The sequence below is a fragment of the Parafrankia sp. Ea1.12 genome, from assembly GCF_900465275.1.
Classification (GTDB): Bacteria; Actinomycetota; Actinomycetes; order Frankiales; family Frankiaceae; genus Parafrankia; species Parafrankia soli.
The window spans coordinates 20,877-45,419 of sequence record NZ_UBIZ01000356.1 but is presented as its reverse complement, the minus strand read 5'-3'; the positions used below and the strand labels follow the sequence as shown (position 1 = coordinate 45,419).

The window sequence follows — 24,543 nt, the reverse complement described above, 5'->3', positions numbered from 1 at the left end:
ACTGCTGCCGGATACCGAAGAGGGATCGCCCGTTTCAGCGCTCGTCACAGGCACCGCCACGGCGGGCGCTCCTGGTGCCGGCGGCGGTGTCACCGCCGCCGGCACCATTAACCACGTTGAAATCGCGAAACCCCTGATCGCGACAAGTGCGGCAGCCTCATTTGACGGTGCTGACCCGTCTCAGGAGCGGGCCAGCTCCCGCTCGTCTTCGGGCCGGTCGTCGTCGTTTTCGGGCCGGTCGGTGTCGCCTTCGGGCCGGTCGACCTCGTCTTCAGGCCGGTCGACCTCGTCTTCAGGCCGGTCGACCTCGAAGGAGCCGGTGCCCACACTGTGGGGGACGGCCTCGTCGGCTGGTTCGACCGAGACTCGCGGAGTGATGCGGTCCAGCCATTTCGGGAGGTACCAGTTGGCCTTGCCGACAAGGTGCATCAGCGACGGTACGAGCATTGTCCTGAGAACGAAAGCGTCGATGAACACGGCGGCGGCGAGGCCGGTACCGAAGATCTTGATCGGCCGGCCCGGGCTGACCACGAAGCCGAGGAAGACGGCAATCATGATGATGGCGGCGGCGGTGATGATGCCGCCGGTCTCGCCCTGCCCGATGGTCACCGATCGCTTGTTGTCGCGGGTGTGTACCCATTCCTCATGCATGCGACTGACCAGGAACACCTGGTAGTCCATCGACAGGCCGAACAGGATGGCGAACAGCATGACCGGGATCCAGGCGTCGATCGGTCCGCCTGGTCCGGCGCCCATGCTGTCGGAGAGCCAGCCGTACTGGAAGATCGCCACAACCAGACCGAACGAACCGGCCGCTGCCAGCAGGTTCATCACCGCGGCGGTCAGCGGGATGACCAGGCTCCGGAACGCGATGAGCAGCAGGACGAACGACAGGCCGACCACGACCGCGATGAACAGCGGCATCTTCCGGGCGAGCACCGCGGCGAAGTCGACGTTGATCGCCGTGTCACCGTATGTGTAGATGTGGTTGGCCGTGCCGTCGTACAGCGGCGGCAGGGTGGTCGAGCGCAGGTGCCGGACCAGCTCGTAGGTCTTCTCCGACTGCGGTGACGTGGTCGTCTTGAACGTCACGAAGGCGACGTTCTCAGCGAGCGGAACCGTGCCCAGGCTGCCCGGGTCGATGCCCGGGACAGCGGACAGCGTCTTTGCCACGCGCTGCAGGTAGGCCTGGTCCGAGGCGCCCGGGCCGCTCACAACGGCTTCCAGAGCGGAGTTGTAGCCGACGCCGAAATCGGAGGCGATCAGGTCGTAACCGTCGCGGGTCGTGGAGCTCTTCGGGTCGCTGCCCTGATCGCTGGCGCCCAGCTCCATCGAGAAGAACGGCAGCGCGATCGCGACCATGATCGCGCCCGAGACGATCGCGCCGACGGCGGGGCGCCCAGCGACGAACCGCGACCACCGGGCCCAGCCCCCCACCGGACGGTCATCGATGAACTCACCGGCCCGCACCGCCGCCCGCTGCCGGCGGGGCAGCACCTTCAGGCCGAAGATGGCCAGCAATGCGGGCAGCAGCGTCAGCGAGGCGATCATGGTGAAGCCGACCGCGAGCGCGGTCGCCACCGCCATACCGTTGAAGAAGCTCACCCCGAGCGCGATCAGACCGAGGATGGCGATGCACACGGTCGTACCGGCGAACAGCACCGCCCGGCCGGAGGTGTTGAGCGCGTTCACGATCGAATCCGCGACGGGCATGCCGCGCCGCAGGTTGCGGCGATGCCGCGTGAGGATGAACAGCGCGTAGTCGACGCCGACGCCGATCACCATCAGCTCGGCCAGGTACGGGGTGATGTTGGAGACGTTGATGGCGTGGCTGAGGATGTAGATCACGCCGAGGCCGCTGACGAGCGCGGCCACCGCGCTGGCCAGCGGCAGCACCGTGGCGGCCACGGTGCGGAAGACCAACGCCAGGATGATGAGGGCGGCCGCGAATCCGATGAACACCGACGAGCCCGAGCCGTCGCTCTGCCCGATGCCGGTGAAGGCGTTACCGGTGAACTCGACCTGCAGCGAATCGCTGCGCAGCGTCTTCAGCTGATCAAAAACGTTCTTGAACAGCTCGGCGTCGTAGTAGTCGTTCTCCCAGGTGATGGTGACCAGGGCCGTGGTGGAGCCGCGCGCGGTGTTGAGCAGCTGCGGGTTTCCCGGAGCTGCGACATCGCTCTTCGCGCAGTCGATCGACTCCCACGGCGACGCGATCAGCGCCACGTGGTTGCCTGAAGAGCACACCTCGGCCAGGGCCGGCTTCAGCTTCGCGGGCGGCTGGGTGAGCGTTCCACTCTCGCTCTTGATCACAACCGTGCCCGGGGCGCCGTTCTGATTGTTCAGGCCGGCATCCTCGAGGAGCTTCGCGACGGACGCGGTCTCGGTGTGCGGGAGGCTGAACGTGTCCTTGTACGAGGCCCCGCCCATCGCCCCGGCGATCCCCTGCACCGCGACGATGAAGACAATCCAGCCGGCGACGACGAACCATCGGCGACGGACAGCGAGTTCGGCGATCCGTTTCATCAGTTCTCCTGCTCGGTGTCTGGCAACCGGCGAACATCCTGGCATCAGCGATCAAGTCCGAGTCGACCTCAGCTCTTCGCACATACTTCCAGACAGCCATGGCCCACGATTTGAGTGGCGCCGGCGGGGGCCCTGTCCGTAGTCGGCCTGTTACTCGGTAGCCGGATCGAGCCCCCGCCCCCAGCGGTGCGTTTCAGCGGTGCCTCATGGGGCGGCGTCGCGCAGGGCTGGGGCGAGCTCACGCCATTCACGGTCTGGCAGCACGGTCGGGTCGACGGTGAGGACCTGGACACAGACGTGGTTGGCGCCGGCGTGGAGGTGCTGGCGTACCCGGTCCCGGATTGTCCCGGCGTCGCCGTAGGCGACGATCGCGTCGACCAGCCGGCGGCTCGGGCCGCCGACGAGGTCGTCATCACCGAAGCCCAACCGCCGCATGTTCGCCTCCTGGTGGGGTGCCGCGGAGACGTAGCCGGCGACGTGCGCCGCGGCGACCTGGCGGGCCCGGTCGACATCGGTGTCCAGGACGACGGCCTGCTCGACCCCGAGGAACGCCTCGGGACCCATGATCTCGCGGGCCCGCCGGGTGTGTTCGACGGGCACGAAGTACGGGTGTGCCCCCCATGTCCGTTCGGCCGCCAGCGACAGCATCTTCGGGCCGAGCGCGGCCAGCACCCGGCGCACGGCCGGCCGCGGCGACGGGCTGTGGGCGGGGACGGCGTCCATGGCCGCCAGGTAGGCACCCATGGTCGACACGGCTCGACCCAGGCCCGGTACGGGGTATCCGTCCAGCAGGTGGATGGTGTCGTCAACCCGGTGTCCCCCGAGGCCGAGAAGGTAGCGTCCCGGGAACGTCTCGCCGAGCGCGCGGGCCGCGCCCGCCAGGGCGATCGGGTCACGGAACGCGATGTTCGCGATGCCGGACGCGACGGTGACCCGCCGGGTGGCCGACAGCAGCAGCCACGCCTGGCTCACCGCGTCCCGACCGAATCCCTCGCCGTACCAGATCGCGCCGTAGCCCAGTTCCTCGATCTCCGCGGCGGCCTCCCGCACCCGGCTGGAGGGCTGGCCGTCGAAGGCGAACGCCCAGACGCCGACGTGGCCGAGCGGGTGTCCCAGGTCCTCTGTCACCGTGCTCCTTCGAGCCTCTCATCATCCGGACAGGCTGTCCGGTTCGGTCCGGCTACGATACGGACACGATGTCCGGTTGTCCATGTGGGCACGTGAGAGGAGAAGGCCGGCAGTGGTTGGACGAGCGCCCGCAGAGCGCCCCCCACGCACCGACGCCCGGCGCAACCGGGAGCGCCTGCTCGTGGTCGCCCGCGAGGCGTTCGACGAGGCCGGACCCGACGCGTCTCTTGTCGAGATCGCCCGCCGGGCCGGGGTCGGGCAGGGAACCCTCTACCGGCACTTCCCGACCCGGGCCGCGCTGCTCAGCGCCGTTCTCGCCGACCGGATCGAGACACTTCGCAGACAGGCGGCGGAGCTGTCAGCCGCCCTCTCCACCGACGAGGCGCTGGCGGCCTGGCTGCACCTGTTCCTCGTACACGCACGTGTCAACCAGGGCCTGGCCGGCGCGTTCATGACCGAGGGACCCGAGACGGCCGCCGACTGCCATCAGACAATCACCGCCGCCGCGGCCGACCTTCTGGGCCGCGCCCAGCGGACGGGGACCGCCCGCCCCGACCTGAGCCCGGATGATCTGATCCAGATCGTCGTCGGCATCGCGCTGGCGACCGCCCGCGACGGCGACGCCGACCAGGCCGACCGGCTACTCACGCTCGTCCTGGACGCCGTCCACCGGACAGGGCCCGTCGCATAGGCCGGGACGCCTCTGATCAGGTTCACGCAGGACGACGGTGCCGGTCCACAGGAGGCCACGAAAAATGCCGGCTGGCCGTGTCGATCCGCGGCGGGGCCGTTCGACCTGGTGGTGAGAGGGTCGAACGGCGACCTCGAGAAAGGGAGATCGACGATGGCGAAGTACATGCTGATCATGCGTGGCACGGACGAGTCCCTCGCGAAGATGATGGACACGCCTTTCGAGGAGATGCTCGAGGTCGTGGGCCGCTTCAACGAGGAGTTGATCCGGGCTGGTGTGCTCGTCGCCGCCGAGGGGCTGGACGACCCGTCCCAGGGCGTGGTGGTCGACTACAGCAGTGAGACGCCGGTGGTCACCGACGGTCCGTACGGCGAGACCAAGGAGCTGTTCGGCGGCTTCTACATCATCGAGGTCGCCTCGAAGGAGGAGGCTGTCGAGTGGGCGAAGCGGATGCCCGCGATCAACGGTTCGAAGTGCGAGATCCGCCGCGTGCCGGGCATCGACGAGTTCCCGCAGGACAACGAGTGGGTCGTCAGGGAGCGGGCGTGGCGCGAGCGGACCGGCCAGCTCTGATGCCCGCGGGCACCGGCGGCCCGCCGAGCGCCGAGCCGGCGCGGCGGGCCGTCGAGGCCGTCTGGCGGATCGAGTCCGCCCGGATCGTCGGCGCACTCGCCCGCTACACCGGCGACTTCGCGCTCGCCGAGGACGTCGCCCAGGAGGCGGTGGCCGAGGCGCTCGTCTCCTGGTCACGGGACGGCGAGCCGGCGAACCCGGTGGGCTGGCTCCTGACGACCGCGCGACGGCGCGCCGTCGACAGTTTCCGCCGCCGGGCGGCGCTCGACGAGCGGTACGCCATGGTCGCCGGGCAGCTCGCCGAGGGTGAGGCCGTCTCGGGCGGCCTGGCCCCGGCGGCCCGGTCGGACGATCTGCCGTGGGACCCCGACCGGATCGACGACGACATCCTGGCGCTGATGTTCGTGGCGTGTCATCCGGTGCTGTCGGCCGAGGCCCGGGTGGCGTTGACCCTGCGAGCGGTCGGCGGATTGTCCAGCGAGGAGATCGCCCGGGCGTTCCTGGTGCCCGTGCCGACGATCCAGGCGCGGATCACGCGGGCGAAGAAGACCCTCGCCGCGGCCCGGGTGGCGTTCGAGCTGCCGCCGGCGGCGGAACGGCGCGGGCGGCTCTCCGACGTCCTGAGTGTGCTTTACGTGATCTTCACCGAGGGTTCGACGGCGACGTCCGGTGACGACCTGCTGCGGCCCGATCTGGCCTACGAGGCGATCCGGCTGGGACGGACGCTGGCCGCGCTGTTGCCCGACGAGCCGGAGGCGCACGGGCTGCTCGCCCTGTGCGAGCTGACGGCCGCGCGCTTCGCGGCGCGCACCGGGCCCGACGGCGAGGCGGTGCTCCTGGAGGACCAGGACCGGCGGCGGTGGGACAGGTCGGCGATCCGCCGCGGCGTGGCCGCGATCGGCCGGGCCGCGTCGCTCGGGCACGGCCTCGGGCCGTACGGCCTGCAGGCGGCGATCGCTGCCTGCCACGCGTCGGCACCCTCGGTGGCGGAGACCGACTGGGAGCGGATCGTGCTCCTCTACGAGGCGCTCGGCCGGGTGGCTCCCTCCCCCGTCGTCGAGCTCAACCGCGCCGTCGCCGTGGCGATGGCGGCCGGGCCGCGGGAGGCGCTGTCCATCGTGGACGATCTCGTCGCCGCCGGCCGGTTGTCGGGCTCGCACCTGCTCCCGAGCGTGCGCGGCGAGCTGCTCTCCCGGCTCGGCCGGACGTCCGAGGCCCGGGCCGAGCTGGAACTCGCCGCGCGGCTGTGCCGCAACGTCCGCGAGCGTTCGGTGCTCCTGCGCAAGGCAGCCGCGCTGGCGTGACGCCCTCGCCGGGTTCAGCGCCGGATCGCCGGGATCACCACCAGGTCGCCGGGATCACCACCGGTCGCGGTGCAGGACGGTCTCCAACGGCTCCCGCGCGGCCGGGCGGAACGTCGTGCCGATGGTGTGGGCGACCGGGATCAGCGCCCCCTGGCTGTACCCGGGCGGGATGCCGAGCAGCTCGGCGACCTCTCGCGAGTAACCGAGGTGCAGCGACGTCCACGCGGTGCCGAGGCCGCGCAGGCGGGCGGCGAGCATGAAGCTCCAGACGGCGGGCAGCAGGGAACCCCAGAACCCGGCCTGGACCTGCGGCGGGATCTGCGTGACGTCACCCTCGAGGCAGGGGATCAGCAGGACGGGAACCCGGTGCATGTTCTCGGCGAGGTAGCGGGCCGAGTCGCTGACCCGGGCCTGCGTCGCCGCGCGCTCGCCCTCGTACCCCGCGGCGGACGCCCCGCCGGCGGCCAGGTAGGCGGTCGCGCCCTTCCGGTAGTACCCGGCGATGCCGGCGCGCAGCTCGGGGTCGGTCACCACGATCCAGTGCCAGCCCTGCCGGTTCGAGCCGCTCGGCGCCTGCAGCGCGATCCGCAGGCACTCCTCGATCAGTTCGGGTGCGACCGGGCGGTCCAGGTCCAGCCGCTTGCGGACGCTGCGGGTCGTGGTCAGCAGTTCCTCTGGGGTCAGCTCAGGTACGGCCACCGGGTCATCCTCCCACTGCCGGCCGCCGGCGGGGGCCGCCACGGGCTCCTCACCCGGCTTCCCGGAATCACCGGACGGGGGCGTGGGACGTCACGCCTTGTAGGCGAGGCCGCCGTAGATGCTGACCGCGGCGTCGGTCAGGTCGGCGGGCACCGCGCCGTCCGGCCGCCAGCGGTGGACGACCTGCAGGCCCGGTTCGAGCAGCTCCAGCCCGTCGAAGAACCGCTCGACCTGCGCGCGGTCACGCAGGTGCATGGGGACACCGCGGCTCAGGTAGGTCTCCTGCACCGCCAGCATCGCCGGGTCGAAGTCGGCCGTCAGATGGGTGAGCGCGACGTAGCTGCCGGACGGCAGGGCGTCGACGAGACGCCGGATGATGCCGTACGGGTCGTCGGAGTCGGGGATGAAGTGGAAGACCGCGATGAGGGAGAGGGCGACCGGCCGGGTGAGGGCGAGGGTCTCCTTCAGCTCCTGGGCGCCGAGGATGTGGTCGATGTCGCGCACGTCGGAGTGCAGGTAGGACGTGCGGCCCTCGGGGGTGCTGGTGAGCAGGGCACGGGCGTGGGCGAGGACGATCGGGTCGTTGTCGGTGTAGACGACCCTGGTCTCCGGCGCGATCTCCTGGGCGACCTCGTGCAGGTTCGGCGAGGTCGGGATGCCCGTGCCGATGTCCAGGAACTGGCGGATGCCCAGCTCACCGGTGAGATGACGGGTCGCCCGGGTCATGAACGTCCGGTTCTGCCGGACGACGATCCGGGAGTTCGGGAAGACGGCGATGGTCTGTTCCGCCGCCTCCCGATCGGCCGGGAAATTGTCCTTTCCGCCGAGGAAATAGTCGTACATCCTCGCCGCGTGCGGGACGTCCGTTCTGAGCTCGACGGGGTCCAGCCGGTCCATCAGGGTCTTCCACTGATGGCCACCTGTCGGATCGTCGGTCATGCCCACCCCTCGGCGTCACTGGTGCCGCCCCCGCCGACAAGCCGATGACCTGCGACGGACGCGGGCGCCAGGGCGGAGCACGGAAGTTCTGTCACCGAATTATGGTGTTTCGTCCGCGGAGCGTCGCAGCGGGCACGAGTGGCGTCCGCCACCGGATCGGCCCGGACACGCTGCCGACCCGGGGCCGCGGACCTCGTGACAGCCGGTGAGATCAGGTGCCGGCTCCGCCGGTCAGGGGCTGATCAGTGGTCGGAAGGCTGCCTGCACCTGGGAGTCGGAGGGGGTGACGGACCTCGTCGGACTGTAGCCGTAGACCAGATACGGGCAGCTGGTCCCGCCGATCTCCACTCTGGTGTCGGCCAGGAGCTGTCCGGTCCGTAGCTCGTAAACGCGGACGGGTATCGCCACCCGGTGAAACGTCACGTTCCCGCTGGTGTATCGGCAGGTCTCGACCGCTGCTCCGAGTTCGGACGCGCCGACGCAGAGAACCCGCGTGGCAGTGGCGACGTCATCGGTCTTCCACTCGGCGGGGAGCTTGCTGGTGTATTGCGTGTCGCCGACTGTCAGTGCTCGATTCGGCCCGGCGGGAGCGGCGGAGAACGGTACCGGAGCGGCGCAGTACCTCGGTTGAGCGGAACCCGACGGCCGCAGCAGATTCCGCAGGTTCGCCAGCTCGACCGCCCGCTCGTGGGCGATCCTCGCCTCCTCGATCTTCTGGGCGGCCTGCCGCACCCCCTCCCGGGCCGCGGGCGCGAGCTCGTGGTCGGGGTACTCGTCGAGCAGCTGCTGGTAGCTCGCCCGCGCGTGCTCCCAGTCCGCGGCCGCCAGCAGACGGCTGCCGCAGTCGGCCAGCGCCGCGGGCGCTATCCGCGGGACGGCCCGGCGGGCGCGGTCCAGCTCGCCGCCATCGGACGGCCGCTCGGCGAGCCAGGTGGCGATCCGCACGGTGATGCAGGGATCCTCGGTCGGCAGGCCGTCGAGGAACCGGTCCAGGGCCGCCTCGACCAGGCCCTCGTTGCCGGGCAGCTCCGTGAGCACGGTGGTCAGCTGCTGGAAGCCCTGGTCCAGCGCTTTCGTGTCGCCGGCCAGTCCGGCGTCGAGCGGGCCGACGGCCGTCCGCAGCAGCCCGCACGCCTCGGCCATGCCCTCGCCGTCGGCGCCCGGGGAGACGTCGACCATGCGATGGGCGGGCGACACCCGTCCCACGGCTGATTCCACCCGCGGGCAGTCGCCGGCACGGCGGGCCTGCGCGACGTCCCCCTCGATCCGCGCGACGTCGAACCGGAGAAGACCGAAGGCCAGCAGCACCGGGAGCACGCAGGCGACGGCGATGACCCACTGCCGCCTCGACCGGAACGGTCGGATCCGGCCCCGGTGCGGCCGTCCCCCGGCCAGGTACCAGCCGTGCACGATGACGGCCACCCACCACGCGAGCACGACGAGCCCGAACCACAGCGTCTGCGCGACCGAGGCAAAGATGATCAGTAGCTCGACGGTGATCAGGAGGACGACGACGGCGAGCTGTCCCCGGCCCAGCATCAGGTAGCCGCCGCCGAACAGTGAGGCGTTGGCGACGGCGACGGCCAGCGGGTCGTGGGACCGGGCCGCCGGCTTCGGCGTCGGCTCGCCCTGCGTCATGGGTTGTCCTTCCTTGCCGCCTGCTTCGTCGCCGCCTGCTTCGTCGGCTCTCGCCCGCCGGACGGGCTTTCGATCGATGGCCGGGTGGGCCTCTCGATTGCCGGGCGGGCTCCTGGTCGCCGTCGCGTCAGGCGGGCGGCGCCACGCGGAGGGTCACCGTTCGGTTTCGGAGATCGCCGGCGGCGTCTCCGGTGGGATCGCCGGCGGGCTCGCCGGCGTAGGGGGCGAGGGCGTCGCCGGCCGCGGAGATCGTGAGGGCCGCGGCCGGGACGCCGGCCGCGCGCAGGATCTCCGCGGCGGACGCGGCGCGGGCCAGGCTCAGCGCGGTGTTGTCGGGGAAGGGTCCGCCCGGGCGGACCGGGAGATTGTCGCTGTGGCCTACGACCTCGACGGCGACCCCGGGCGCGGCCGCGAGCCGGGCACCCAGCGCGGTGAGCGCCGTGCGGCCTTCGGGGGTGGGTGTGTCGTGCGTGGCGAACAACGCGTTGCGGAAGACCACGACCGCCTGCCCGCCGGCCCTGGTGATCGTGACGTCCGGGCCGGCGAGGCGCGCGGCCAGGTCCGCCGTCAGATCCCCCGGCCTGGCCGGAGCCGGAGCGGGGGCCGCGGGCGCCGACACGGAGGCCGCGGGCGCCGCGGGGGCTGATGCGGTGGCGGTCGACGCCGCCGGCTCGGCGCGGTCGTGGCCGAGCCACCAGCCGCCACCGAAGGCGAGCGCGACGAGAAGGGCGGCGGCCGCGCCGCCCCGGGCGATGCCGCCGCCGCGGGTGCGCAGCCGTTCCAGGCGGCGCAGACCCGCCGCCGCCCCCGCCAGGTTGCCGTCCAGGGCCAGTGCGGCCCGCCAGTGCCGCTCGGCGTCGTCGAACCGGCCCTGCTGCGCCCGGATCCGGGCGAGCAGGTCGTGCTCCGCGGCAGTGTGGTCGCGCCCGGCGGCCAGCTCCGCGAGCAGGCGCGCGGCGTCCTCGTACCGGCCGGAGCGGGCCAGCACGGCGGCCTGCCCGCGGACGACCTCGCCGACGAGCACGGCCCGGGCGGTGTCACCGGGCCCCGCCGCGGCCGGCGGCGGGCCGGGCTCGGTCACCGGCTCGGCCGGCACGGCCAGATCCGGCGGCCCGGTGCGGCCCAGGGAGCCGATTCCGGCCCGGCGGTGGCGGGTGCCGACGTCACAGGGATCGCCGGACACTGCTCCCCTCCTGCCGCTCTGGCGTGCCCTCGGACGGAAGCAGGTCGAACAGCTGCCGGTTCACCGTGCGCAGCCGCTCGATGTCGTTGCTGTCGACGGCGCGCCGGCCCTCCGCGATCAGGCGGGCGGCCAGAGCCTGGTCGCGCAGCTCGGGCCGTTGTTCGACGAGCTGGGAGAAGTGGGCCATCACGACGGCGCCCGTCTTGCGGTCGACCACCATCGCCAGGTGACCGGTCAGCTCGTCGACGAGGGTGCGCAGGTGCGCGGCGTCGCGACCGGCCAGTGCCCGGCGGACGTCGGCGGCGAGGACCTCGTAGCGGCGCCGGTCCTGGGCGTCGCCGTACTCGTCGATGATGCCCGGCGCGTCGCGCAGCACCCGGTTCGCCCACTCGACCAGCGAGGGCCACTCCAGTGCCTCCTCGACGGCGTCGAGCTTGGCCCGCAGGTCGAGCATCCGCTTGCCGGCGGTGCCCGCCGCGTCCGCGTCCCCGTGTTCGGTGGAGGACACGTCGTTCTCGAGCTGGCCGAGCGCCCGCTCGTCCTCCAGCTCGCCGAGCAGGGCGAGCGCGGCCGGGTCGGACGTCCGCTCCGCGTCGGCGCGCAGGGCGTCGTACCGCTCCTGCTCGGCTGTCAGGTCCCGGCGCAGCTTGACCGGGTCGGCGGCGGTCTCGGTGGTCAGGTCGTGGAACGCCTCGAACTCCTCGTCGAGAATCGGTACGTAGGCCTTGGTGGTGACCAGCCGGGAGGCGTCGATCTGGATCTCCACCTCGATCTCGCTGTTCTTCGGGATGTCCCGGGCCACCTGGTCGGCGAGGATCTCCAACGCGCCGACCTGCCGGTTGCGGTCGGCCCGGGGGTGCTCCCCCTCCAGGATCGGGATCCGCAGCAGGCCGCCGGACTGGCCGCGGGTGAGCCGCACGGTGCTGCGCAGGATCTCGCGGGCCCTGGCGGGAATCCGGGTGCCCTTCTCCAGCAGCCAGGCGACCTCGTTGCCGGCCAGCGCCACCCCGATCGAGTGGGTGAGGGTGGCGGCGGGGGCGACCACGCCGAGGGTGTAGGTCAGCTCCGCGGGCTGGATCCGCTCGCGGGTGCCCGTCGGGTCCTCCAGGACGATCTCGTAGGTGTTGCGCAGCCCGGGCTCGGCCCGCAGCGTGGTGATGAACGAGCCGGCCGCCGGCAGGATGATCTGCCCGCTGCGCCACGGCGGGCGGGCCTGCCCGTTGACGAACTCGACGGTGAACCCCTCCAGGTTCCGGTCCGCCGGGCCCTGCACCACCCCGCCGACCACCGGCTCCGGGTCGGCGCCGATCGGCTTGTACTCGAGGTCCACGGTGTAGGAGACGTCGGCGCGCACCGGTTCCGCCGGCAGCCGCTGAGTCCCGGCGAAGATCGCCGCGCCGCGGGCCACGACGGTCATCGGGTCCTGACTGACGTCCAGCTCGATGCCGAGGCCCTCGCGCAGCCGTCGCCGCAGATGGGGCATGAGGGTGGGCCCGCCGACGAGCAGTACCCGGTCGATCTTCTCCGGCGCGAGCTGGCTCTCCCGGAGCGCGGCCTGGCAGATGTTGATCGCGCGGGCGACGAAGGGCTCGGTCAGCTTGTCGACGTCAGCGGCGAACAGCTCGTGGACGAACTCCACCGGGTTGCCCCGGGGGTCGGTGCACAACGGGGGGTCGCTGATGTCGATGAGCGCCGAGTCAGCGGAGGACAGCTCGATCTTGGCGTTCTCGGCGGCGGCCTTCAGCTTCGCGATCGCCTGCGCCCAGGTGGGCTCGCCCCGTCCGAAGCCGGGCAGGGAGTACTGCCGGAGCAGCGCGGGCATCAGCAGCTCCTCGACGATCGCCCAGTCGATGAGCTTCCCGCCGAGGAAGTTGTCACCGCGGTGGTTGACGATGTCGAACTCGCCGTCCCGGATGTGCACGACCGAGGCGTCGAAGGTTCCGCCGCCCAGGTCGAAGACCAGCCGGTAGATGTTGTCCTCGTCGCGCTGGAAGCTGTAGGCGAGGGCGGCCGCGGTCGGTTCCTGGAGCAGCGGAGACAGTCCGAGGCCGGCGGCCTCGGCGGCCCGCCGGGTGGCGTCGGTCTGGTTCAGCTCGAAAGCGGCCGGGACGGTGATGACCGCGGCGCGGATATCCTCCCCGAGCTGCCTGTTGACGTTCGCCTTGAGTGCCCGTAGCACGTGCGCGGACAGTTCCTCCGGGCTCATCGAAAGGCCACTGTTGGCGAATGTCGTCGCCTGGTCACGTAGCCCCATCTTGAGCTTGAACTCGGCGGCGGCGTTCGCCGGATCGGATTCGACCCGTTCCCGGGCGCGTTCACCGACGTGGATCCGGCCGTTGCGGTCGGCGTAGACCGCGGACGGGGTCGTGTCGTGCTGGAACGCGTTCTTGACGATGCGGGCCTCGGTGCCGTCCAGGACCGCGATCGCACTGTTGGTGGTGCCAAGGTCGATACCGAAGTCCATCGTCGATCGCGCCATCGTTCCTCCTGCTGCCCGGTGGGGCGGGTCGCGCGGTGCCGGTGTCAGGGGCCCACGAGCGGGCCGGGCGGATGCGGGTCGGATCAGCCGTCCTCGTCCCGGGTCACGGGGACGCCGACGACGACCTCGCCGGTCTGGACGCGCAGTCCGTGCAGGTAGACGCTCGGCCGCAGGGTCTCCAGGACGGTCTCGTCGGTCAGGCCCTCGGTCTGCTGGAACTCCAGGACCTGCAGATCGAGACCGGAGTCGTACCGGGTGTGGTCGTGCTCCTGGATCTCGACGCCGGCCGCGGCGAGGGTGCTCCAGAGCGATTCGAACTGGCGCCGCGCCCGGCGGAGATCCGCCGCCCCGCCGCCGTCGCGCGCGCCGGGGCTCGGCGCCGGGCCGGAAAGGCGGCGGCGCAGTCGCCACAGCCCGGTCGCGAGCTCGGCCACCGCCGGCTGGGCCAGCGTCCCCGCCGGAGCCGGGTTCACCGGCTGATCGTCGGGCGCCGGGACGGGCTCGGATCTCGCGACGGCTCGCAGCAGTGCCGCGGCCCATTCCTCGGGCGTCGCGGGCCGGGCGATGCGGAACTCACGGGGATGGCGCCACTGGCGCGGGATCTCAAGCACCGCCGACTCCCAGCGGCCGTTCCCCGTTCCGCCATCCCTTTTCGCGTAGTTCCACGATCGGTGGGAACAAGTCGATGTGTTCTCGTTGTCTTCGCCCGGCGGAACCGACGACGACATTCAGATCCACGATGAGCGCGAAGAACGCGACCAGCACGGCCAGGAAGATGTATCCGCCGCCGGCGCTGGTGAACAGCATGGTGGGCAGGCTGATCGCGACCACGAAGTACAGCGCGCACCGCAGCGCGGCCAGCCAGCCCCGGCCCCTCTCACCACGCTGACAGGACCGGCAACGCGGCACGGTGACCTCCACCTTGTTCCAACGCAGCTCGCGCACAGCCCGGACCACGTCGCCGTGCATCCATCTCGTGATCGCCGCACCGGGGTCGGCCGGCTTCTCATGACAGATCCAGCAGGTCAGGCGTACGGAGGCCTTGTCGAGAATTTCCCGGTTCTCGGCCAGCCGGCCGCGGACGGCCTCGGACGCCGCCGCCCGCTCGGCCCGGGTGATCACCTCGATCATCCGCGGGTGGTCGCGGGCCGCGGAGGCGTCCGAGGTGTCCCGGGCCTGGTCGAAGAGGAGCAGGCAGCGCAGCGCGTCGAGGGCGACCTTGTCGTGCGTGCGCACCCGCGTCGAATCGTCGGGCGCCAGCATCCGGTCAAGCCGCGCCAGCGGCCCCGCGGAGTGGTCGAGGATGTGCGCGGCCTGGTCCAGGCCCGCCGCCCGGGTGTCGGTGGCGAGCCGGACGGCCTCCTCGCACAGCTCACCGACCTGGTCGGCCCAGGGTTCGCCGGCGGCACGCAGGGCGGTGCCGAGTGCCTCGCGGGCGCCGTCCCCGAGCTGGGCGGCCCGCATCGCCGTCAACTGCCGTTCGGCCCGGTCGTCGTCTCCGTCCCCGATGGCGGCGACAACGATCTCGGCACCGATGGACAGCAGCGCGCCCGGCAGCGCCGCGCGGATCCTCCGCGCGAGGCCCACGTCGAGCCGGGCGTCGGCGGTACGCCTGATGCGCGCCACCAGGCTGTCCCAGACCCGGTCGTCATGCAGGACGTGGCCCCAGCGGCGATAGACCGACACCCAGTCGGGCTGTTCGCCCTCGGCGCCCATCTCGACCTCGAGGGCCCGCAGGTGCTCGAGCACCGCGATGTTGTGAACCGCGCTCGCGGCGTCCCCGGCCGCGACCGGCTCGCTGGGCGCGACCGGCTCGCTGGGCGCGACCGGCTCGCTGGGCGCAGCCGGCTCGCTGGGCGCAGCCGGCTCCCCGGACGTATCCGCGTCGCCGGGTGTATCCGCGTCACCGGGCGCGGCGCCCGTGCCGGAGACGGCCGCCGCGGTCCAGTGCCGGAGCGCGCCGTCCGGGTCGCCCGCGGCCAGGGCTGCGATCCCCTCGTCCCGCGCGGCGCCGGACTCGGCCGGCCAGAACCAGAAGAACTCGTCGACCAGCCGCTGACGCGGGTCACCCAGCCGGTCGAGAGCGGCCCGGACATCCCCGGCGGACGGAGCCGGCCGCAGCGGCAGGATGTCCGAGGTCGGTATCTGCCCGCCGGTCTTCTCGATCACGGCGAGCATGTCGGCCTTCCGCCGGATGTCCCGTCCGGTGGACGAGAGCGGCAGGCCTGTCACCCGGAAGGCGTTCTGCCGGTAGATCCGCGCGGACACCCGCGGCAGGGCGTCGGCGTCGCTGTCCTGGGCCGTCACATCGTCACCCCCTTGCGCCACAGCCGGATCCGTGACGCGTACTGGTCACGCAGCCCGGGCCACTTGTTGCATGCCTCCTCCATCAGGTCGGCGGCCCGGTCGTACTGGCCGCCGGTGGCGACGGTGACCGCCTGGCGGGCCATCCGCACGGCCGCGGCCTCGTCCGCGGGGGACGACCGGCCGAGCGCGTTCTTGCCCGCGGCGATCTCCCCGGCCGGCCCGGGTTCCCGCTCGGGCGGGCTCGGCGGCACGGACCTACCTGGCTCCCACGCCTCCAGGTCGGCGAGCATCTCGACGGCCGACGGATAGCGTTTCGCCGGGGCGTAGGACAGCGCCCGGGCGACGATTCCGTCCAGTGCTTCGTCCACGGAGTACCGGATCTCGCTGGGCGGTACGAGCGTGCCCGTGTTCCAGGCGGCGGTGATCGGGTCGCCGCCTGAGCGCTGCGGGTAGGGCAGCCGGTCGGTCAGCAGCAGGTAGAGCACCGCGCCCAGCGCCCAGACATCGCCCGGAACCGACGCGAGATGCGGGTGGAGCAGGGTCTCCGGCGCCATGAAGGCGATGGTTCCCTGGGAGCTCGCCAGCAGGGTCAGGGCACTGACCTTCCTGGCGAGACCGAAATCGCTGATCCGCACCTGCAGACCGGCCCCGCTGTAGCCGACCAGAATGTTCTGCGGAGTGATGTCACGGTGGACGATCGGCGGGGACTCCCGATGCGCGACCGCCAGGCCGCGCGTTATCTGCCGCAGGATGTCCACCACGGTCGGGATGGGGACGAACGTGGTGCCGTACGACGACCAGAAACTGTGCAGGGTTCCACCGGCCACGTATTCCATGGTGAAGTACGCGTACACCCCACCGGCCGTCCCGACGGTGTTCGCCTCGAACACACGGATGACGTTGGGGTGCCCCATGCCGGACAGCAGCATAGCCTCGCCGAGTGCGTCGCGCACCTGTTCCGCGGACATTCCCACCTGACGGAAGACCTTCATCGCCTGCCGGCCAAGATAGCGGTGCTCGACCCGGTAGACCTCGGCAAAAGCCCCCTCGCCCAGCAGCCGGTCGACCTTGTAGGTATCCCGGACTACCTGCCCCTCGCGTAACAGGACCATAGGTGAGACCTCCGGCAGCCCAACTCCAGGTTTTTGTTCTCGCGAGCCGGCTCCGGCCGCCGGATCAGAACCTAGGCGAAAGACATCCAGCCGGGTAGTTGAGCGCTACACCCCGGCGCCTGGTCGCCGGGACCTCCGGACGTCCCGCTCGGTGATCAGGCGGTTGAGGATCATCCAGCGGGCCAGGTCCTCCCAGTCGGCCAGGCCGGGCTCGTCGCGGTCACTCAGCTCGCGGCGGACGTCCGAGATGACGTTGCGCACGTAGTTCGGGCCGCGGCCCAGCCGCTCGCCGATCTCCTTGTAGGTGGCCGGCCGGGCGTCGGACCCGGACTTCGTCAGCAGTGGCCGACACAGCTCGATGATGATGTCGAGCTGTGCGGGGCTGAGCTGGACCGGCTGGCTGATGGTCGCCCTGCTCTCGGAGAGCGTCGTATGGCCGAGCGACTGCCGGTCATGGGTGACGGCGGAGGCGTCGACCTGCACGGTGACGGTCGCTCCGCCGCGGCGGGCCGCGACGATGCCGAACCTGGGGAACGGCAGCGAGGTCATCGCCGCCCCGGGCTCGACGATTCTGTCCTCGCCGGCGGGCGGGCGCAGGCAGAACGGCTTCGACTGCGACTTGTTGTACACCAGGACGCAGTCGTCCAGAACCCGCAACGAGGCCATGTGCCGCGACAGGTAGGTGTCGTCGGGAAGCTTGATGGCACAGGCGCTGCTGCGCCCGACGGTGATCTCCTCATCGCGGGCGACGTGCCACCGCCGCCCGCAGTACTCCAGCACGACGACCGGGCCCGGCGAGCGGCCCGTACCGTGGTTGCCCACCCACAGCCCCTTTTTCTACGCTGCCTGTCACAGATGAATGTGGGGACAATCAATCGGCCGGCCATGCGCCCGGACAGTGCCGACCGACATGATCTTCCGAGCCGGGCCCATTTTAGGGCGGATTCGCGGCGGTGACCAGATCAGGACCGGGTGGCGCCCTCGTTCCCACCCACCATCACCAGGAATCCGCAACGCCGCAGGTCGGCGGCGTTCCTGGCAGCCCGGAGCCTCCGGGCGAGGGAAACCCGACAGAGGCTGACGACGACCAACGACCGCCATCACCGGCACCGAGCCGCGTGAAGCCGACATACGCCGGGATTGGCAGGAGGGGCCACCGGGCCGAGACGCCGGAGCGGGGCGATCCGTAGTGGTCCGGGATCCCGGGGCAATCGTTAAGCTGGTTTCATCGTGATGATCCAGATCGTGATGACACTAACCGTGATGACACAGGTCGTGGTGACACAGACCGTGATGATGCGGCGGTCAGCAGGTCGGCCGGGCCGCCGGGACTGCTGATGATCGTCGACCGGGCGCGGGTGGCCGCGGTGGTGCCGAACTACGTCCTCGGTGAGCAGTTGGGCGCGGGCGCGTTCGGGCTGGTACTGAGGGCGGAGCACCGGCGGATGCGCCGACCGGCGGCGATCAAGGTCATGCCGGCGCAGACGGCCGAGGGTGAGCGGATCGACTTCGCCGCCGAGGCGCGGCTGCTGGGCGGGCTCGATCATCCACATGTGGTCCGGGTCTACGACTACATCGAGGCCGACGACCTGTGCCTGGTGGTGATGGAGCTGCTCGCCGGTGGCACGCTGACCCGGCAGCGCGCCGGGATGAGGCCGGAACAGGCGTGCGCGGTGGGCCTGGCGGTGTCCGCGGCGCTGAGCCATGCCCACGCCCGCAACGTGCTGCACCGCGACGTCAAGGCCGACAACATCCTGTTCGCCGCGGACGGGACCGTGAAGGTCGGCGACTTCGGCATCGCGAAGCTGTTCGAGGGGTCGGCGACGACCGCCAGCAAGGTGGCCGGCACGCCGGTCTACATGGCGCCCGAGCAGATCGAGGGCGGCCGGCTGGTCCCGGCTACCGATCTCTACGCGCTGGGCATCGTGCTCTACCGGCTCCTGACCGGCCGGCCGCCGTTCGACCCGAAGCTGCCGCTGCACATTCTGTGGCGCCGGCAGCTGACCGAGCCCGCCCCACCCATGGAGGGGGTGGCCGCCCCGGTCGCCGAGGTGGTGCTGCATGCGTTGGAGAAGAACCCGGCCGCCCGCCAGTCGGACGCCACCGCCTTCGCGTTGGCGCTCGCACGTGCCACCGCCGCGGCCTTCGGCGCGGGCTGGATCGCCCGGGCCGGCCTGCCGTTGCATCTCGACGACGTCGTCCGCCGCATTGCCGAGGGGCTGCCGGCCGCCGAGCCGCCGGTCGGCCGCACCCCCGATGCCCCCGAGTCGACGACCGTCCGCATGGAGGCGTCGACCGTCCGCACGCGGCCCGCGACCGGCCCCGGCGGGCCGAGGGCCGTTCTCGATGACGGCGGCGCGCAGCAGCGGCCGGAGAGCAGGCGGCCGGGCGGCCCCGAATCCGCAGCGGAGGTGTTCGCCCGGCTTCGGCGGACCCACGGCCCCGAGCATCCCGACACACTGGAGGCCGCCAACGCCCTCGCCGTGCGGCTGAGCGCGCGCGGTGACCACCGGGCCGCCCGCGGGCTCGACGAGGACACCCTCGCCCGGCGCCGCCGCGCCCTGGGGCCCGACCACCCCGACACCCTCACCTCGGCCCACAACCTCGCCGTCGACCTCGTCGAGCTCGGCGAGCGGCCCGCGGCCCGCGACCTGTACGAGGACACCCTCGCCCGGCGCCGCCGCGCGCTGGGACCCGACCACCCGGACACCCTCGACTCGGCGACCGACCTCGGCATCCTGCTCAACGCGCTGGGCGACCACGAGAGCGCCCGCCACCTCGGCGAGGACACCCTGGTCCGGCGCCGCCGCACGCTGGGACCCGACCACCCCGACACCCTCAACTCGGCGTACAACCTGGCCGTGCGGCTGAGCGCGCTCGGTGACCACCGGGCCGCCCGCGATCTCGGCGAGGACACCTTCGCCCGGCGCCGCCGCGTCCTGGGGCCCGACCACCCCGACACCCTCACCTCCGCCTACAACCTTGCCGTCTACCTGGGCAAACTCGGTCGGTACCGGGAGGCTCGCGCTCTCGGTGAGCAGGTCCGGGCCGGCCGCCGCCGGATCCTCGGCGCCGACCATCCCGACGCCCTCGCCGTCGAGGAGGCGCTGCAGTGGTGGACCCACCAGGATTCGGCCGGCGCGTAGTGCCCGGGGCCGCGCCGTCCGGCCGGCCTGCCATCGGGCGAGCGCCGTCCCGGCCCCACCGTCCGATCGCTGATGTCACGACAGATCAATCCGAGGTTCGCCCCATCCTTGACCACTCGGTCGGCAAGTACGAACGAAGCAGGTAAAAGGCCAGGTCAAAGCCAGTTCCCCACGTCTGGCAGGCAACACGCGGCAAATTTCGCCTGATCCCATACAGACAACACCAGCACTACAGAACATCTTGACCACGAAAACCGCGACGGGTGGGCCGGTCCCGTCACGGCGGCAATTTCGCGGGTCTGGAAGCATCCTTCCCCGTGCGAGTTTCTGGATTCCGTCGCCGTTCCGTGACCACGAGCGTGTGTGCCGTCGCCCTCCTATGCGGGCTAACCGCGTGCGCCGACTCGGACGACCAGTCGGCCGGGCCGGCCCCAACCGGAACCGGAGCGGTGGGCGCATCCCGGTACAGCACTCCGCTGAAGGGGAGCTGCCCGGATACCGTCACCGTCCAACAACCATGGTGGCCCGGCGCCGACCAGGGGTTCCTCTTCCAGCTCCTCGGGCCGAACCCCACCATCGACAAGGACTCCAGCCGCATCACCGGCCAGCTCGGCGGAACCGGTGTGACGCTTGAGATCCGGGCCGGCGGCCCGGCGGTGGGCTTCCAGCCGGCTTCCTCGCTACTCGCCCAGGACGACGACATCCTGCTCGGCGACATCAGCACGGACGAGGCGATCCAGAACTCGGCCAAGGCGCCGTCGGTGGCGGTCTTCTCGGTGTACGAGAAGAACCCGCAGGTCCTGCTGTGGGGAAACCCGGACTGGAACTTCACCAGCGTCGCCGACATCGGCCGGGAAGGCGCGACGGTGCTGGTCTCCGCGAGCCAGGTCTCCTACCCCGAGGTGTTCGAGCGGGAAGGCATGCTGAACAAGTCGCAGATCGACACCTCCTACCAGGGTAGTCCGGACCGCTTCGTCGCGGCCGACGGTAAGATCGTGCAGCAGGGGTTCGTGACCTATGAGCCCTACCAGCTCGAGCATGACGTCAAGGCGTGGAACAAGCCCGTCAAGTATCTGCTCCTCGACAAGGACTACCCGGTCTACCGGTCGCAGCTTTCCATCCGGCCGGACAAGCTCGCGGCCAACCGCGACTGCCTCAGCAGGCTCGTGCCACTGTTCCAGCAGGCGCAGCGTGACTACATCAACGATCCCGAGGCGACCAACCAGCTCCTGCTCAAGGTCCTCGACTCGCTGAACACCAGCGGGTTCACCCTCTCCCCCGAGCTGCTCGCGAACGCCAACGCCCAGCAGAAGAGCCTCGGCCTGATCGCCGACGGCAGCGACGGCGTCCTGGGCAGCTTCGACACCGCGCGCGTCCAGACCCTGATCGGCCGCCTCACCCCGGTCTTCGAGGCCAAGGGCGACAAGCTGAAGCCGGGCCTCGCCCCGAAGGACCTGGCCACCAACGAGTTCCTCGACCGGTCGATCTCCCTGAAGTAGCCGAGAAGCAGCCAACCAGGAATCCGCGGTGGTCCCGAACCAGGGTTCGGGACCACCGCGGATTCCGCCCGCCGACGCCCGCGACCACCGCGCGCAGGGAGCCGCCCCGTGAACAGCCCCACCGACGACCACCCGCCAGCCACGTTCGACACCAGCAGGCCACAGTCGGCCCGGGTCTGGAACTACTGGCTGGGCGGCAAGGACTACTTCGAGGTCGACAGCGAGTACGGAGACCGCTACGTCGAGCTGTACCCGGACATCGTCGAGATCGCCCGGGCCTCCCGGGCCTTCCTCGGTCGTGCGGTCCGCCACCTGACCGGCGACGTGGGCATCCGGCAGTTCCTCGACATCGGCACCGGCCTGCCCGTCACCGGAAACACCCATGAGGTCGCCCAGTCGGTCGACCCGCGGTCCCGCGTCGTGTACGTCGACAACGACCCGCTGGTGCTGGCGCACGCCCGCGCCCTGCTGACGGGCAGCCCCGAAGGGGCCACCGCCTACCTCGACGCCGACGTGCACGACCCCGAGACCATCCTGGCGGGCGCGGCCGAGACCCTGGACTTCAGCCGCCCGGTCGGGCTCATCCTCATGGGGATCATGGGGAATGTGGTCGACCTCGACGAGGCATACGCGATCGTGCGGCGGTTTCTCGATGCCGTGCCATCGGGAAGCCATCTCGTGCTCAGTGACGGCACCGTCGCCGACGGAGAGGTCCACGCCCTCAGCGAGGGATCCGGCGGGCACGGGTACTACAACCGGACGCCCCAGGAGATCGCCCGGTACTTCGACGGTCTCGAGCTGCTCGAGCCCGGCCTGATCTCGACCCCGCTCTGGCGACCCGCCCCGGGCACCACCCCCACTGCGCTGGACTCGTTCTGCGGTGTCGCGCGCAAGGCGTGAGCGCCATCAAAGAAGGGGAGACATTCTCGGACGTTGATCACTTACGGGGGACAGGATGGTAGACCAGCGGAACCGCGGGCCGGTCGCGCTGCGGATCCTGCTTGGCGGCCAGCTTCGCCGGTTCCGGGAGGAGCGGGAAATCACCCGCGAGGCGGCCGGGTATGCGATCCGGAGCTCTGACTCGAAGATAAGCCGGCTGGAGCTGGGGCGGGTCGCGTTCAAAATTCGCGACATCGAGGATCTGCTCACCCTCTACGGGGTGGATGACGAGGCCGTGCGCGCCCCGTTGCTCGCCCTGGCCCGGGAGGCCAACCAGCCCGGCTGGTGGCGCGCCTTCGCCGCCGTCCTGCCGGACTGGTCCGAGATGTACCTCGGCCTGGAGACCGCCGCGACGCAGATCCGGGCCTACGAGGCCCAGTTCGTCCCGGACCTGCTCCAGACCGAGGACTACGCCCGCGCCGCCATCGGCCTGAACAGCAGCCAGTTCGCGGCTCCGCCCGGAGAGCTCGAACGCCGGGTCAGCCTGCGGATGCACCGGCAGAAGATACTGACCCACCCGGAGGATCCCGCCACGCTCTGGGTCGTCCTGGACGAGGCGGCCCTGCGGCGCCCGGTCGGCGGGCCGCGGGTCACCCGCGCCCAGATGAAGCACCTGCTCGCGGTCTCCGAACAGCCGAACGTCATCATCCAGGTGATGCCGTTCGCCTTCGGCGGCCACGCCGCGGAAGGCGGCACCTTCAGCATCCTGCGCTTCGCAGAGCCGGAGCTTTCCGACCTCGTCCACTGCAGGTACCTCACAGGTGCGGTCTACCTGGAAAAGCCAGCCGACGTGCTCCGGTACTCGGAGGTCATGGGCCGCATGATCGTTGACAGCACACAGCCCGGAGAGTTCGCCGACTATCTGCAGCGAATCCTCGCCGAGGAATAGCCGCGCGCCGTCCTGACCGCCTTTCGTGGTGCGCCGGTCCACGAGCCTGCCCGGCCGGTCACGGCGCCGCGGGCGCGCCGGCGGCGGCCACCGCGTCCGACAGGTTGACGGTCGGATGGCCGATGAGCCGGCTCAGGTCGCCGGTGTCGATCTGGAGCCGTCCCGCGCCGATCGCCCGGTCCGCGTCGGCGAGGACGCGCGCGACGGGCCCGGGCAGACCCGCGCCGGTCAGGACGGCCTCCAGCTCGGGCTGCGTGACGTCGCGGTAGACGATCGGCTGGCCGGTGTGCTTGGCGATCTGCTCGGCCAGCTCCGGCAGGGTGAAGGACGTGTCGCCGCCCAGCTCGTACACGGCGCCCTCGTGCCCCTCACCCGTCAGGACGGCGGCGGCCGCCTCGGCGTACTCCGACCGGGCGGCCCCGCTGACGCGGCCCTCGCCGGCGCAGCCCACGACCGCGCCCACCTGGAGGTAGACCGGGAGCTGGTCGGTGTAGTTCTCGAAGTACCAGCCGTTGCGCAGGAAGGTGAACGGGACGCCGAGCGCGCGGATGCCCGCCTCGGTCCCCCGGTGGTCCTCGGCCAGCAGCATGTCGGTGGTGTCGGCGTACGGCGCGCTGGTGTAGACGACGAGGGACGCGCCGGCGTCGCGCGCCGCCCGGGCCGCGCCCACGTGCTGCTCGACCCGGCGGCCGAAGTCCGTCCCCGACACGATCAGCGCCTTCTCGGCCCCGGTGAACGCCGTCGCGAGCGAGGCCGGGTCGTCGAAGTCCAGGCGGCGGACGTCCACGCCCCGCTCCGCCAGCGCCGACAGTGCGTCGACATTGCGGGTGCCCGCCACGATCCGCCCCGCGGGGACGCCGCGGGCCAGCAGGTTCTCGACGACGAGCCGGCCGAGGTGACCGCCGGCTCCGGTGACGACGATGGACATGGGTCCTCCAGTGGTGGGTGTGGTCGAACAGCGCCGTCTGCGCCCACCAGGACCCTCTCGCGAACACTTTCCTGCGCATAGTACCCACCTTCAGGTAAGGTACTGTCTTCATGGTTAGTAACCAGGTCAGCGACCAGTTCGGCGGGCTGCGGGCCCTCTTCGCGGACGGCTTCTTTCCCCGCGACTGTCCGACCCGGACGGTCCTCGACCACGTCACGAGCCGGTGGGGGATCCTCGTCCTGCTCACGCTGGCCGGGCGGACCCTGCGCTGGGGGGAGCTGCGCAGAGCCATCGAGGGCGTGAGCGAGAAGATGCTCGCCCAGACGCTGCGCACCCTCGAGCAGGACGGGCTCGTCCACCGTGAGGCTCTCCTGGTCATCCCGCCACACGTGGAGTACAGCCTCACCGGTCTCGGAGACGACCTGGTCACCCGCCTGGCCCCCCTGGTGGCCTGGATCGCCCGGCACGCCGACGAGATCGTCACCCGCGCGACGCCGTCCACACCGTGATCCGGCCGGCGCCGGCGGTGCCGCCGACCGCCAGCCACCGGCCACCGGCCACCA

20 protein-coding genes are annotated in these 24,543 nt (G+C 71.4%); 8 read left to right on the top strand and 12 right to left on the bottom strand.

Going from position 1 to position 24,543, the window contains the following annotated elements:
- Positions 1-180 precede the first annotated feature (180 nt).
- Both FMEAI12_RS19745 and FMEAI12_RS19740 read right to left on the bottom strand, forming a co-directional pair.
- On the bottom strand, positions 181-2,526 hold the full coding sequence (locus FMEAI12_RS19745; protein WP_112107232.1) for an MMPL family transporter: 2,346 nt from the start codon (positions 2,524-2,526) through the stop codon (positions 181-183).
- Between the two features lie 204 nt (positions 2,527-2,730).
- A complete protein-coding gene (locus tag FMEAI12_RS19740; protein WP_112107230.1) occupies positions 2,731-3,654 on the bottom strand; it encodes a TIGR03620 family F420-dependent LLM class oxidoreductase in 924 nt (307 codons plus the stop codon).
- Between the two features lie 82 nt (positions 3,655-3,736).
- On the opposite strand from FMEAI12_RS19740, the gene FMEAI12_RS19735 reads away from it, so the two are divergent.
- The 3 genes from FMEAI12_RS19735 (at position 3,737) to FMEAI12_RS19725 (ending at position 6,222) form a co-directional block, all read left to right on the top strand.
- On the top strand, positions 3,737-4,345 hold the full coding sequence (locus tag FMEAI12_RS19735; RefSeq protein WP_112107228.1) for a TetR/AcrR family transcriptional regulator: 609 nt from the start codon (positions 3,737-3,739) through the stop codon (positions 4,343-4,345).
- 153 nt (positions 4,346-4,498) lie between these two features.
- Positions 4,499-4,918 (top strand): YciI family protein, encoded by a 420-nt coding sequence (locus FMEAI12_RS19730; RefSeq protein ID WP_071062959.1) that lies wholly within the window; start codon positions 4,499-4,501, stop codon positions 4,916-4,918.
- Positions 4,918-6,222 (top strand): RNA polymerase sigma factor, encoded by a 1,305-nt coding sequence (locus FMEAI12_RS19725; protein WP_200835342.1) that lies wholly within the window; start codon positions 4,918-4,920, stop codon positions 6,220-6,222. Before FMEAI12_RS19730 ends, FMEAI12_RS19725 begins: the two co-directional genes overlap by 1 nt.
- A 54-nt stretch (positions 6,223-6,276) precedes the next feature.
- On the opposite strand, the gene FMEAI12_RS19720 is transcribed toward FMEAI12_RS19725, so the two are convergent.
- From FMEAI12_RS19720 to FMEAI12_RS19680, 9 genes are all read right to left on the bottom strand, one after another.
- Positions 6,277-6,963, bottom strand: coding sequence for a nitroreductase family protein (locus FMEAI12_RS19720; protein ID WP_235014209.1), 687 nt, complete (start codon positions 6,961-6,963; stop codon positions 6,277-6,279).
- 48 nt (positions 6,964-7,011) lie between these two features.
- Entirely contained in the window at positions 7,012-7,860 is an 849-nt protein-coding gene (locus FMEAI12_RS19715) for an SAM-dependent methyltransferase (RefSeq protein ID WP_112107224.1), read from the bottom strand.
- Between the two features lie 231 nt (positions 7,861-8,091).
- Positions 8,092-9,498, bottom strand: coding sequence for a tol-pal system YbgF family protein (locus FMEAI12_RS19710; RefSeq protein ID WP_112107222.1), 1,407 nt, complete (start codon positions 9,496-9,498; stop codon positions 8,092-8,094).
- 127 nt (positions 9,499-9,625) lie between these two features.
- On the bottom strand, positions 9,626-10,681 hold the full coding sequence (locus FMEAI12_RS19705; RefSeq protein WP_112107220.1) for an OmpA family protein: 1,056 nt from the start codon (positions 10,679-10,681) through the stop codon (positions 9,626-9,628).
- Positions 10,662-13,160 carry an Hsp70 family protein gene (locus FMEAI12_RS19700; RefSeq protein ID WP_112107218.1) on the bottom strand — a complete coding sequence of 833 codons (2,499 nt, stop codon included), beginning with the start codon at positions 13,158-13,160 and terminating at the stop codon, positions 10,662-10,664. The genes FMEAI12_RS19705 and FMEAI12_RS19700 overlap by 20 nt, the downstream gene beginning before the upstream one ends.
- A gap of 83 nt (positions 13,161-13,243) precedes the next feature.
- Positions 13,244-13,771, bottom strand: a complete 528-nt coding sequence (locus tag FMEAI12_RS19695) for a hypothetical protein (protein WP_071062949.1) — start codon at positions 13,769-13,771, stop codon at positions 13,244-13,246.
- On the bottom strand, positions 13,764-15,467 hold the full coding sequence (locus FMEAI12_RS19690; protein WP_112107216.1) for a hypothetical protein: 1,704 nt from the start codon (positions 15,465-15,467) through the stop codon (positions 13,764-13,766). The genes FMEAI12_RS19695 and FMEAI12_RS19690 overlap by 8 nt, the downstream gene beginning before the upstream one ends.
- Positions 15,464-16,579: a serine/threonine-protein kinase gene (locus tag FMEAI12_RS19685; RefSeq protein ID WP_112107214.1), complete on the bottom strand. Its 1,116-nt coding sequence runs from the start codon at positions 16,577-16,579 to the stop codon at positions 15,464-15,466. The genes FMEAI12_RS19690 and FMEAI12_RS19685 overlap by 4 nt, the downstream gene beginning before the upstream one ends.
- 105 nt (positions 16,580-16,684) lie before the next feature.
- A complete protein-coding gene (locus FMEAI12_RS19680; protein ID WP_071062943.1) occupies positions 16,685-17,401 on the bottom strand; it encodes a hypothetical protein in 717 nt (238 codons plus the stop codon).
- A gap of 515 nt (positions 17,402-17,916) precedes the next feature.
- Between FMEAI12_RS19680 and FMEAI12_RS19675 the strand changes: the two genes are divergently transcribed.
- The 4 genes from FMEAI12_RS19675 to FMEAI12_RS19660 all read left to right on the top strand — a co-directional run bounded on the left by FMEAI12_RS19675 (position 17,917) and on the right by FMEAI12_RS19660 (position 23,052).
- Complete coding sequence (locus tag FMEAI12_RS19675) at positions 17,917-19,725, top strand: serine/threonine-protein kinase (protein WP_112107211.1); 1,809 nt, start codon at positions 17,917-17,919, stop codon at positions 19,723-19,725.
- A gap of 347 nt (positions 19,726-20,072) precedes the next feature.
- Positions 20,073-21,224 carry a hypothetical protein gene (locus FMEAI12_RS19670; protein WP_112107209.1) on the top strand — a complete coding sequence of 384 codons (1,152 nt, stop codon included), beginning with the start codon at positions 20,073-20,075 and terminating at the stop codon, positions 21,222-21,224.
- Positions 21,225-21,332: 108 nt separating this feature from the next.
- Positions 21,333-22,124, top strand: coding sequence for an SAM-dependent methyltransferase (locus FMEAI12_RS19665; protein ID WP_112107207.1), 792 nt, complete (start codon positions 21,333-21,335; stop codon positions 22,122-22,124).
- Positions 22,125-22,179: 55 nt separating this feature from the next.
- On the top strand, positions 22,180-23,052 hold the full coding sequence (locus FMEAI12_RS19660; protein ID WP_112107205.1) for a helix-turn-helix transcriptional regulator: 873 nt from the start codon (positions 22,180-22,182) through the stop codon (positions 23,050-23,052).
- Between the two features lie 58 nt (positions 23,053-23,110).
- On the opposite strand, the gene FMEAI12_RS19655 is transcribed toward FMEAI12_RS19660, so the two are convergent.
- Positions 23,111-23,980, bottom strand: coding sequence for an SDR family oxidoreductase (locus FMEAI12_RS19655; RefSeq protein ID WP_112107204.1), 870 nt, complete (start codon positions 23,978-23,980; stop codon positions 23,111-23,113).
- Positions 23,981-24,090: 110 nt separating this feature from the next.
- Here FMEAI12_RS19655 and FMEAI12_RS19650 point away from each other — a divergent pair, with 110 nt between their 5' ends.
- Entirely contained in the window at positions 24,091-24,489 is a 399-nt protein-coding gene (locus FMEAI12_RS19650) for a helix-turn-helix domain-containing protein (RefSeq protein ID WP_198541287.1), read from the top strand.
- Positions 24,490-24,543: the final 54 nt, after the last annotated feature.